This is a genomic window from Paenibacillus sp. Z3-2 (assembly GCF_054161325.1).
The window spans coordinates 1,634,233-1,644,914 of the sequence record NZ_CP096397.1; the positions used below are offsets into that span (position 1 = coordinate 1,634,233).

General features: G+C 35.6%; 15 protein-coding genes. All 15 read left to right on the plus strand.

Annotated elements, in window-relative coordinates:
* Positions 1-14: 14 nt before the first annotated feature.
* The 15 genes from M1D71_RS07130 to M1D71_RS07200 all read left to right on the plus strand — a co-directional run bounded on the left by M1D71_RS07130 (position 15) and on the right by M1D71_RS07200 (position 10,681).
* Positions 15-425 (plus strand): hypothetical protein, encoded by a 411-nt coding sequence (locus M1D71_RS07130; protein ID WP_458125847.1) that lies wholly within the window; start codon positions 15-17, stop codon positions 423-425.
* Positions 426-616: 191 nt separating this feature from the next.
* Entirely contained in the window at positions 617-820 is a 204-nt protein-coding gene (locus tag M1D71_RS07135) for a hypothetical protein (RefSeq protein ID WP_458125848.1), read from the plus strand.
* Between the two features lie 21 nt (positions 821-841).
* Positions 842-1,321 (plus strand): SRPBCC family protein, encoded by a 480-nt coding sequence (locus tag M1D71_RS07140; protein ID WP_458125849.1) that lies wholly within the window; start codon positions 842-844, stop codon positions 1,319-1,321.
* 574 nt (positions 1,322-1,895) lie between these two features.
* Entirely contained in the window at positions 1,896-2,444 is a 549-nt protein-coding gene (locus M1D71_RS07145; RefSeq protein ID WP_458125850.1) for an SMI1/KNR4 family protein, read from the plus strand.
* A 462-nt stretch (positions 2,445-2,906) separates the two neighbouring features.
* On the plus strand, positions 2,907-3,308 hold the full coding sequence (locus M1D71_RS07150) for a DUF4279 domain-containing protein (protein WP_458127195.1): 402 nt from the start codon (positions 2,907-2,909) through the stop codon (positions 3,306-3,308).
* Positions 3,309-3,478: 170 nt separating this feature from the next.
* Positions 3,479-3,709 (plus strand): hypothetical protein, encoded by a 231-nt coding sequence (locus tag M1D71_RS07155; RefSeq protein ID WP_458125851.1) that lies wholly within the window; start codon positions 3,479-3,481, stop codon positions 3,707-3,709.
* Positions 3,710-3,790: 81 nt separating this feature from the next.
* A complete protein-coding gene (locus tag M1D71_RS07160) occupies positions 3,791-4,252 on the plus strand; it encodes a hypothetical protein (protein WP_458125852.1) in 462 nt (153 codons plus the stop codon).
* A gap of 259 nt (positions 4,253-4,511) precedes the next feature.
* Positions 4,512-4,886 carry a hypothetical protein gene (locus M1D71_RS07165; protein ID WP_458125853.1) on the plus strand — a complete coding sequence of 125 codons (375 nt, stop codon included), beginning with the start codon at positions 4,512-4,514 and terminating at the stop codon, positions 4,884-4,886.
* A gap of 110 nt (positions 4,887-4,996) precedes the next feature.
* Positions 4,997-5,176, plus strand: coding sequence for a hypothetical protein (locus M1D71_RS07170; protein ID WP_458125854.1), 180 nt, complete (start codon positions 4,997-4,999; stop codon positions 5,174-5,176).
* Positions 5,160-5,723: a serine hydrolase domain-containing protein gene (locus tag M1D71_RS07175; protein ID WP_458125855.1), complete on the plus strand. Its 564-nt coding sequence runs from the start codon at positions 5,160-5,162 to the stop codon at positions 5,721-5,723. The genes M1D71_RS07170 and M1D71_RS07175 overlap by 17 nt, the downstream gene beginning before the upstream one ends.
* Before the next feature lie 275 nt (positions 5,724-5,998).
* Positions 5,999-6,793, plus strand: a complete 795-nt coding sequence (locus tag M1D71_RS07180) for a hypothetical protein (RefSeq protein WP_458125856.1) — start codon at positions 5,999-6,001, stop codon at positions 6,791-6,793.
* 717 nt (positions 6,794-7,510) lie between these two features.
* The gene (locus M1D71_RS07185; protein ID WP_458125857.1) at positions 7,511-7,981 is read left to right on the plus strand and encodes a hypothetical protein; all 471 of its coding nucleotides are present in this window, start codon (positions 7,511-7,513) and stop codon (positions 7,979-7,981) included.
* A 59-nt stretch (positions 7,982-8,040) separates the two neighbouring features.
* On the plus strand, positions 8,041-8,997 hold the full coding sequence (locus tag M1D71_RS07190) for an SHOCT domain-containing protein (RefSeq protein ID WP_458125858.1): 957 nt from the start codon (positions 8,041-8,043) through the stop codon (positions 8,995-8,997).
* A gap of 52 nt (positions 8,998-9,049) precedes the next feature.
* Complete coding sequence (locus M1D71_RS07195) at positions 9,050-9,490, plus strand: hypothetical protein (protein WP_458125859.1); 441 nt, start codon at positions 9,050-9,052, stop codon at positions 9,488-9,490.
* Positions 9,491-9,949: 459 nt separating this feature from the next.
* Positions 9,950-10,681 (plus strand): hypothetical protein, encoded by a 732-nt coding sequence (locus M1D71_RS07200; RefSeq protein WP_458125860.1) that lies wholly within the window; start codon positions 9,950-9,952, stop codon positions 10,679-10,681.
* Position 10,682 lies beyond the last annotated feature (1 nt).

Genomic DNA, 10,682 nt, shown 5'->3' on the forward strand with positions numbered 1-10,682 from the left:
TAGAAGGAGAGACTATGAACGCAAAAGTTAAAGAAAAATTAAAAAAGCAGTTGCTACTCATCATTCTATTTATTTTTATAATAGGAATTCAATTAACTACCAGATACTTAGCATATCCTCCTCCTGTATGGACAACTGCATTATCAACTTTTAGCTTTATTATATTTTGTATACTTGGCCTTGTAACTTACCTTGATCTCAAGAAACAAGAGCTGTTCATAACGATCGGACAAATTGTAGATGTGAAGAAGAATAAAAATATCATTATAGTCAAAGGATTGGGACGAGGTAATAGCAAAGTTTTAATAAAAGATAGTATTATCCTGAATATGATGCAGCCAAATGACCTGATTGAAATCACGAGATTAAAATATACAAAAACGATAACGAAAAAAGTGTATAAGGACCAAGAGATACAACTTTGAGCAAGTGGTTGAAGAGTTGTAGTACTTTACATAAAAATAGAGGAAAAATTTTGATATACGTCTAAAGTAGAAGGAGAGAATGTAAATGAACAACATAAACTCTCATCATTGCAACCTAAATATAAGGTATGACCTGCCTGATGAGGTGTGGGCTAAAGTTTCTAAAGTATATGAGCGTATGCCAGGATGGGTTGGTTATAAAAAATGGAATTCCATATTGGTTTGGAACTGAAGAGGATGATGTTTATATTGAAGCATCCGTTGAACCAAGTGGATTATCCTTTTATGCACAGATGAATAGCGATGTATGGATGTCTTGGATAGAGACATTTAAGTTGGAAGCGTCAAAAGTGTTGGGTTTTGATGTTGGTGAACCTGAAGATGGATATGTGTGATGAAAGAAGGAGGATGTAATCATGAATGAATATGGTACATTACATGAGTCAAACGGTCGGTATGCTCTAAGATTTGAACGATTTCTTCATTATAATGCAGAAGATGTTTTCCTTGTGATTACGAAGCCTAGTTCCTTCGCTCAATGGTATCCTTTTGCAACAGGAGAGATGGATCTCAGACTTGGTGGCAAGATTGCCTTCGATGATGGTGAAGGAACGACATATGAGGGGACCATTACAGAGTTGGAAAAGCCATATGTATTTGGTTTCCGTGAAGTTGATGATCTGATTAACATTTCATTGCAGGAAGAGGATAAAGGGTGTCGAATGATTTTCACCCATACGTTTAACGATAATTCATGGGCAGTGAATACCGCCGCTGGATGGCATAGGTGTCTGGATGTATTGGTCCAAATTATCAATGGTAAGCCCATTCAGTGGCATGATAACTCAATTAAGCTGCGTAAAATTTATAATGAATTATTCAAGATAGAAGATTAACAGAATAAAAAAGTTATTTCAATATAACACCCTACCTCAACGTTGATCACCATAGTGGGGTGTTATCGTGACTAAGGATTCGTGTATACAGATTAGTTATCTGAAACCGACAAGATGGGGAGGAAATAAAGATGATACTAGGACTATACAGAATCAAGGGATTAATTACGCTATAGATCGTAATCAATTAGATGCGATAATATTTCCTGGTTATATTTGGGGATATATGCGCGATAGCAGGTTATCCGTCTATTGCCATTCCAGTGTTTAATTCGTATAGCTATTCTTTCCAACAACGAACGAAGCATCGCAAAAACCAGTATTCAGCTACCGTGATACGATAATTAACGATAACTACAGGTGAAGGTATACAAAGAATATGATGACATCCGATAACACAGCATTCCTACTGAGGGCATACACCATTGATCGCTAAAAAGGATTTTCAAGCGGGTTATTAAGGCGATACATTCAAACAGCTAAGTCTAACGACCCGTTCCCTACGGTCACTTAAGCTGCTTGAACGTCAGAAATGCCAAACGTTATACAAAATTGCCGAAAGGATTGATGGACGTTGATTCAAGGAGAATTAATTTATATAACAATTGACTCTCTAAAGAAAAGATTAGAAAATAATAAATTACTAGAGCTACAACTTCAAGAAGGTTATTTAACTCAAGCTACCTGTCAGTTTAATGAAGCAGCAGATGAAAGTGATTTAACGGAATTCCAAAGGAAGTTAGGGTATAAACTTCCCAATGATTATCTTAACTTTTTGAAGATAACCAATGGTTGCTCATTATTTGACCATCCGCAATACGGTGGAGAATCATATTTATATAAGTGGCAGGATATTGAAGAATCAACATACGAGGAACCAACTGATGGGTACTTAAAGATAGCCTATATATATCAAGATAATATAATAATTGATCTGAAAGCATATAACCAAGGCTCAAATAATTACTTAATGGTTAAGGGGCACATAGATCATTTTAATGAGTCGAGGCCCTTGAATATGAACTTCGAGTTGTGGTTCGAACGATTTATTATCAGTCAGGGAGATAAGTTTTGGGAATGGTCAATATATACGGCAGAAAATTATTATAGATTAAGAGGGTAAAATATTGAAGGCGATTTCAGTGGTGGAGAGAAAATTCACAAGTCATTTTTTTTATATTGTTCTACTGTCAGTTCCATTTGTAGTATTAGAGATTTTACTTTTATTAAAATATCCTAACACCGGATTAGGCAGGATTATAAGCTTGCCCATTACCTTTATGATGAATGGTGTGATTATTCTGATCTCATCCAGTTTAGTTTATTATTTGCTTAGATACACCAGATTTAGAGTTGTTGGGCGAGTTATTCTAGGATTAACGATATGTTTAACTCTTATCGTAACAGTATGGTTGTATCCGCAGGATTCATCCAAACATATTTCAAAAACTATAGTAGAAGATATTAAGAATTGGATTAAATGAGGATTTCACTTGGTATATATTTTCTGGTTAATTATTATTTCTAAAAAATCCATACATCAATTCTTAAAGAGGTGAAAATCCTGAAAGAGAAAACCAAAGTGATGGCCTATTTTTGTATATTTGGAGATGAATTCAATCCGAATCATGTAACTTCAATACTTAGAATCGAACCTACCAATACGGCTTACAAAGGTGACATAATTAACAAAAAGCATCGAATAAAAGAAACATCATGGACATTAGGTACGGATTATGAAGAATCATTAGATGTAAATCACCAATTAATAAAAGTAGTCGATATGTTAAGAAACAAAGCAAAAGAGATCAATTCGATTCGGATTGAACATCAATTAAGAACAAAATTTTTCATTGTAATAAGAATAGAAGAGGGGAAAACGCCTGCTCTTTATTTCGATTCTGATTTTATCGAATTTGTTAATATGATTCATGCTGAAATTGATGTTGATTTGTATGCAAATCCATATAATGAAGAATTAGAATAAGAAATAAAGTTTTTAAAACACGCTTCGAAGGAATGGACATCAGATAACATTATATAGGAATAAACGAACCTTAAGGCTCATCAATATCGGATAACAAGATGTTAATGATGTGGGGGGGCTTGCTTTTTGCTGTAAATAGTGGTGTTTCCTTAAAGGAGGATTTTAAAATTATGAGAAAACGGCATTCTATTGATAAAGCGGAGTGGTCAGAAACAAGAGAGAACCAGTATCACAAAGACTGCAAGGATATTGTATTTGCATTTGGCGATAGACTCATTGAAGTGGATGGCACGGTTTATTTGAAACGAAAAGAAGTCGAGATTAAGGTAATAAAACCTCTTAAACGAAAAACATTTTGGTATGAAACATGGCTAAGGATCAAAGAAATCTACAATACATAGTCTAATATAAATTCAACATGATCGCTTAAGAGCCAGTGAAGGTTAATTATCATTTGGTGAGTGATATTTGGAGGTAATTGAATGACGATAATTTGTCTCGAAGGTGCCAGTTCTGTAGGTAAAAGTACCACTTGTCAGCAGTTCGCTACACAATATGATGCATTTATTGTTCCAGAAACAGGGTTCCTTTTTGAATCTCCTCAACTTGAAGGTAAGGAACTTATGATGTGGTTGCTGGAGAGACAAATCGATAGATGGCATATAGCATATGAGAAGAATCGACAACATGAGTATGTGATTTTGGATGGCGATGTATTTAAAATTTGGTACAGCTGGATATATGGTTATGAGCACCTATCTTTAGATGAAACAGCGAACTTTTTTAGAAAGAAATTATTGGAGAATGAAATATCATTACCGGATGCTTATGTACTATTCTGGGCTGAAGAAGATGAACTGCGCAAGCGAAAGGAGATGGATCAGACACGATCCAGAAGAAATTTTGATAAACATCTGCGCATGATTGAAATCTTAATGAACTGATACCAGGATATGTGGGGATTCATAAAGCAGAGACTGTAGCAGATAATATACATCATATTGTAAAGCATTGCGAAACACTACCAGACATAAAAAAACGAGAGAGCGAGATCTTTGATAGAGTAATTGATTTTTACAAGAGTACTACTCCTTAAACTCAGTGTGTGGCTTTTGATCTCAGATCCCAAAGCTACTCTAGCTGTGTCTTGGATAACTGACCAAATACTGCGATCAAAGGAAAAAGGAAAATGTGAGGTGAGTTATGGGCGTAAGAAAAAAATATAAACGTAAAATCGTTCGCTCCAATCGATTATTTTATTGGTATGTTGAACCGGATATTGACGATGAAGGGATAATCAAATTACATATCGTTTCTGAGGATAAGAAGTTAATCGTCACTTATGAAGTGGGACAACACAGTATTAAGAACAAGCCCCCATATATAGTCATCATCGGAGAAGAATTCGAAGGCTGGACGTTAGAATATATAGGATACAGAAGAGTACTAACACCGCAATGGAGCGATAAGATCATCACGCCAAAATGTATAGGTGAAATCATTGATTGGTGCCTCTTGAAAGATAAAGAAATAAACATCGTTAATTGGAAAGGTGAACTTCTCCGACCTATCTCTTGAATGGAGTGTAATTGCATTTGAAAATAATTTAGAGTCATGTGGACTCTTTTGAAAACGCATACTTGAAAACAAGAGATGTAATTAACATTTAATATAAAAGGAGAGAAGCTATGCAGATGAATCGTGGATATCACACGGTTAACAAAGTAATCGCTTGTGTTCTGTCATTCGTATTTATCAGTATGGCAATAGCGTTACCTTCCCACGCTGAAGAGAAACAGGTTGAGGCTACTCCATCCAGAATTCCTTTATCCAAGCTAGAGGAAACGATTGATGCATATGTTCTATGAGAAGTACACCGCTGCCGTTTCGGTTGTTGCTATTAAAGACGGTGAAACTATTGTGAATAAGGCATATGGTTACGCGGATATTGAGAATCAGCGAAAGGCGGATACCTCTACGGTTTTTGAATGGGCTTCCATCTCTAAACTGTTAGTCTATACGAGTGTGATGCAGCTTGTTGAACAAGGAAAGCTTGATCTGGAGACGGATATCCAGGAATATCTGCCAGAGGGATTTTTCAAAAAGCTGAAATACGATGATCCAATTACCCTCTTGAACCTGATGCATCACAATGCGGGTTGGGAAGATCAAACAGTCACGGAAGTGTATTATTACGACGAGAATGAATATGTTAATTTGGGAGATACGCTGCGTAAAAATGAGCCGAAACAAATCTATAAACCGAATAGCATAGTGGGTTATTCGAACTACGGTGTTGGTCTAGCTGGTTACATCGTGGAAGAGATAAGTGGCCAACCTTTTTATGAATATGTTAATCAACATATTTTTGAACCTCTTCATATGAACGACACTTCGATTCATCCAACGGGGTGAGATCGTCCAGGCCTAGTACATAGAAGGAATGAGATTGAAGGGTATAGGAAAGATTTGAAACTGATCCCTGAGAACAGAGTATACGTTACGTTTTATCCTACAGGGGCAGCCATAGGCACAGCAGAAGATTTAGGCAAATTGCTTGCTGCGTTGATGCCTTTGGATGATAGCAATATATTATTTAAGAACAGGGATACGTTAAAGGGGAAATGTTGTCAACAAGTCTCTATTATGACGGGACCTCTACTCCGCGATTTGCGCATGGGTTCGTTGAGATGGAATACTGGGTGCCTACACTGATGCATGAGGGGAATTTGAAAGCATTCTCCAGCAAAGTTGTCTTTGATCCGGAATCTAAATTTGGGCTGGTCGTCATGACAAATCAGTCTTTTGAAGAAGTTTATGGTTATGGACTTATTAAAGAAATTTTCGGTGATAACGCCAATTCTAATAGAGTTACTTCGGAGGGGGGAGGATATTTTCAATCCGCACGACGGGCAGCCGCCAGATTTACTAATTTATTTACGTTTCTTGATATAACGAAATACACCAAAGCTGATTTAGCAAAAGCTTATAATGTTGTCGAGCATAATGGGGTTGTTCAGAAAATTTCCGTCACGCCTTACATCGACTATTTGCCTGTATCGAATTTAAAGGTGAAGTTGATTTATATCTCGTATATTCCTGTTGCGCTTGCCATCATTTTCATTTTATGTGCTTTGATCGCCTATCTAATCCGCATGCTAATTAACAAACTATATAAACGAGGAAATCCTCGGACCGATTTTGATAAATATCATCTTGCAATCAATTTTGCAGGTGTGGCACTTCTTCTTAATCTTTTTAGCATATATACGAGATATCCAAGTTATCCCGCTTATTCGTCGTTGCGCATCAATTTATTGATTAACATACTTTATGTGATTCTAGCAGTCGCGTATCTTGGCTTGCTTATGTTCAAACTACGGAAGAACAGTTACAGTAAAAAGCAAAAGGTGATGTACATCATGTCTGGCATCTCGGCTTTCATCTTGGCTGCTTTTGTTGTGGGATGGCATTTGTATGTTTAGAGTGGATCGTGGATGATTTCCATATATATGTGATATTTTAGGGCGAATCATGAAAACGCATTGGATGCAAAGGCAGCAGTTCTTAATTGGGATCTGCTGTCTTTGCATTTGTCTACTAAGTATGAAAAAAAAGTCGAAGCGCGAAGAAATATTGATCAGTGCTCTTATTAAGATCATTCATTGGCTTGTTGCATAAACCAAACGAGAATTTTCAATGGTGCTACTGTTACCAAGTGAATTTTCCTACATTGGTTCATTAGCATTCAGATTTGGAACATGTTCAATATTCATTAGTTGAGGTATATCGTGGCTATTCATCTGTTGGAAAAAAGGGACAGATCTGCGTCTTACATCCTAGACCTGATTATTCATAGGACTGCACGTACAACTGAATAATACAAAAAATGAAAGATTGAAACTACTCTTTGAGATTTTAGAACTGATTTTTTGTTTGGTGATTAGGCAAGAAGATCTAAAAATAGTTCTTAAAGCACAAAAAATGTTCTTCGCAAATGTAACAAAATGGTTTAATATGTATGTAGTTCAGGAAAATACAGTATCAAGTGGTATGTGAAGGCACGTTATTTGTTTTCATGAAAGTTTTTGAAGCACCTTACATACACCTATGCATGAGTGTGTTTCGAAACGAGCTAAATAAATTCATTGACAAATAAATGGTGACGAAATTACTTATATCCTTACAAAGGAGAATATAACATGAGGATTACAAACAGATCTTTTTATCATGGAGTAGCATTAGCAGGCATCACTGAACATGAGAACTTTACTTCAATCAACAGAATATCCAATATTAATTCATTACATGCATATCAATTAAACCATGATAAAGGGTTGTACATTAAGTATACTGCAAAAACGGGTAAGTCTTGGAGATTTACATTTACTCCAGAACACCAAATAGAGGTTACGAAAATATTTAAGCAATTCCCAATGAATACATATCTAATTTTTGTTTGTGGAGAAACAGGGGTTTGTATAGTCGATTTTGAAACATTTGAATCTTGCATTGACTTAAACCAAATAGAAAGTGAATGGATTGAAATATATAGACCGGATGGTGGCAGTTTTAGAATAAGGGGGGCTAATTCCGAACATAAAAGATCGATACCCTTAAATAACTTTCCTAAAATCTTATTTGAAAAATCTGTATCAGGTATATCAAAGTAGTTCGGAATTAAATCAGGAATTTATATGGTTATTAAGAAAAATTACAGGAGTGATTACTAATGTCGAAGCAAGAAAATACAAGTTCACTAGAAGCAATTGTAGTTAATTCATTAAAAGTTCCGGGAGTGAAAGTAAATCGTCAAGAGTTTTTGACACATATACTAGCGAGTAAAGTGAGCAGTGGTGAACTTCTAGCTGCTCTTGACAAGGGGCCAGTTGATGCAGGAATTTCTGTAAATTTGCTCAATAAACTAGCAAAGAGTCATATCGAAAAAAGAACATTACAGAGTACAGGAATATCTTTTGCAACAGGACTTCCCGGAGGAATTGCAATGGCGGCAACCATTCCAGCCGATACTTTACAATTTTTCGGAGTAGCATTAAGACTGGCCCAGGAACTGGCATATTTATTTGGTCATGAAGATTTGTGGGGAGAGCAAGGTATAAATTCAGACAGAGTAAAATCAGAACTAATAATTTTCCTTGGAGTAATGTTTGGAGTGGGTGGTGCGAGTTCTGCACTTAAAATAATATCTGCAAAAGTGGCACAGCAAACATTGAAAAAACTTCCTCAACGAGCTTTGACGAAGACAATATATTATCCTATCGTGAAAAAAGTAGCATCCACAATAGGAGTAAAAATTACTAAAAAAACTTTTGCCCAGGGTCTGTCTAAAGCTATCCCTTTAGTAGGCGGGGTGATTTCAGGAGGAATGACATACGCTTCAATGAAGCCCATGGGGAATAGACTACGTACTGAGTTGTTTGAAGTAGCTAGTAACTATTCAGAGATAGATTTTGTGAATGATATGGAAAATTTCAAGAAAGAAGTAATTGATATTGGATCAGGAGAAGAAATGGAATGGGATGAATTAATATCAGCAACCAGAGAAGAGCCAGCAAAAAAAGTTGAGAGTGTGGCCGATGAGATATTGAAGTTTAAGCAATTGATGGATTTAGGCATAATTACAGATGAAGAGTTTCAAAAGAAGAAAAACGAACTTCTGAATATGTAGATATTACTTTTCGATAATTGAATAATAAAATATTACTAATTGGAGTGTATGTATGAGTGGATCCAGGTGGTTGTATTTAAGTAATGATCTGAAAGTGCACAGAGTACCAAAGCCTAAAAACAGTAAATTTAAGCCTATTAAAGAGTTAGCTGGGCAAGAGGTTCTCAAAGTTCACCTATACTATGAAACGTTTGAAAAAAAACCATCAAAATTGTTACTTCTACAATTTGATAGAGTAACTTTAGATTCAGAAGGTTCTTATGAACTAACTCAAGAGGAAATGGATAAGGCATTATATAATTTTAATGAATTCGGTTTTGTTACTCCAGAAGAACTTGCACAACGAGACGGCCCCTTATCTTTACCAATTGCTCCTGTGTTGCCGACAATTCAAGAAAAAAACACACTATATAATTACTTGAAGGAGAATCTAAATCCGCTATCACATAATGCACCATACATCATGGAGGAAAGGATAAGTGCTTTGAAGTAAATTCATAAAGAGCACATAGAATTATTAAAACAAGCGGTCAAGTTAAGAAAATTAACATTACACTTAAGTTAGTTCTTGTAAAAATATTAATGCCATAATTTCCAATTCTATCTGAATATTGGTCTGCAAAGGGATTTCAGATAGTTATTCTAGAAGAAGACTGGTATGCAGAAGCAGAATTATAGATTGGTGGGAGGATGACCATCACCATCATTTTTGGAAGAGGAACAATCTTTTTCAACACGATTGAGTCATTCTCAATATAGGTACAGTTCCCCATCAAAATCGAGTGTTTAAACTAATGATAGCCAGTATTTCAATCTGTGTATCCATGAAAATGCGCCATGCATATGAATAATGTGGTTGTAGGATTATCTTCCTATAACTTTTTTTAGCGTAGGTGCATTAGTCGAATACTGAGAACCTTTCTTTTATTCTAATATAGTCGAGGAGAATGTTATGCAGAAGCTAGAGGAATTTTTATATGACTTCATAGGAGTGTTCATTCCTGGTTTTTTTATGCTGTCATCTTTATGGTTAACCACTATTACAGTGGTGAAAATTGAAATGTTCAACGTCTTGTACGAGTGGATGCCGTTTCGTTATGTCTTGCTCTCACGTCCCGAGTATCCAGTCATTAAAGCGGTGATGAGTCAAAAAAGTCTATTGTTTCTGATGGTAATAATCGTCTGTTATACAACAGGTATGCTATTAACATCTCTATCAGCAAAGTCAGTTAAAAAGAAGAAGCTTCGCAGTGATATGGAAATGGTATTTAAAGAAAATAAGAAACTGCAATATAAAGTTGAAGCTATGTTGAGGAACGAGCAGAAAATTCAATTGCAACATAAAGATCTTCGAAACCGCTGGATCATTTTCTATCGTTGGGCCAATATAAAGAGCCAGAATAAGGAACATAAATCTAGTCTAATGATTCTTCTATCTAAGGTTATCCTAAGCCGTTCACTGTTCTATGTCTTTAAAATACTAGCGGTATATACAGCCTACCTATTGGCTATTTCAGCATTATTGCAATTTTTTTATTTACATAACAGTGAATGGTTATACTATCTGTTGATATTTGTTTACATAATATTCTGTTGCATAATGTCTAAGTTTTTTCTGAAGGGATACAGAGAAGCACGGTTAAAACTAAGCAATGAAGCAGTTCTGATTTTATCCGAGGTATAGA

Excerpts from the sequence above, each read along its gene's own strand:
- M1D71_RS07160 (WP_458125852.1), top strand. The coding sequence starts at position 3,791 with ATGACGATAATTTGTCTCGAAGGTGCCAGTTCTGTAGGTAAAAGTACC.
- M1D71_RS07150 (WP_458127195.1), top strand. The coding sequence starts at position 2,907 with ATGGCCTATTTTTGTATATTTGGAGATGAATTCAATCCGAATCATGTA.
- M1D71_RS07165 (WP_458125853.1), top strand. The coding sequence starts at position 4,512 with ATGGGCGTAAGAAAAAAATATAAACGTAAAATCGTTCGCTCCAATCGA.
- M1D71_RS07185 (WP_458125857.1), top strand. The coding sequence starts at position 7,511 with ATGAGGATTACAAACAGATCTTTTTATCATGGAGTAGCATTAGCAGGC.
- M1D71_RS07140 (WP_458125849.1), top strand. The coding sequence starts at position 842 with ATGAATGAATATGGTACATTACATGAGTCAAACGGTCGGTATGCTCTA.
- M1D71_RS07180 (WP_458125856.1), top strand. The coding sequence starts at position 5,999 with ATGGAATACTGGGTGCCTACACTGATGCATGAGGGGAATTTGAAAGCA.
- M1D71_RS07175 (WP_458125855.1), top strand. The coding sequence starts at position 5,160 with ATGCATATGTTCTATGAGAAGTACACCGCTGCCGTTTCGGTTGTTGCT.
- M1D71_RS07170 (WP_458125854.1), top strand. The coding sequence starts at position 4,997 with ATGCAGATGAATCGTGGATATCACACGGTTAACAAAGTAATCGCTTGT.
- M1D71_RS07200 (WP_458125860.1), top strand. The coding sequence starts at position 9,950 with ATGCAGAAGCTAGAGGAATTTTTATATGACTTCATAGGAGTGTTCATT.
- M1D71_RS07155 (WP_458125851.1), top strand. The coding sequence starts at position 3,479 with ATGAGAAAACGGCATTCTATTGATAAAGCGGAGTGGTCAGAAACAAGA.
- M1D71_RS07190 (WP_458125858.1), top strand. The coding sequence starts at position 8,041 with ATGTCGAAGCAAGAAAATACAAGTTCACTAGAAGCAATTGTAGTTAAT.
- M1D71_RS07130 (WP_458125847.1), top strand. The coding sequence starts at position 15 with ATGAACGCAAAAGTTAAAGAAAAATTAAAAAAGCAGTTGCTACTCATC.
- M1D71_RS07195 (WP_458125859.1), top strand. The coding sequence starts at position 9,050 with ATGAGTGGATCCAGGTGGTTGTATTTAAGTAATGATCTGAAAGTGCAC.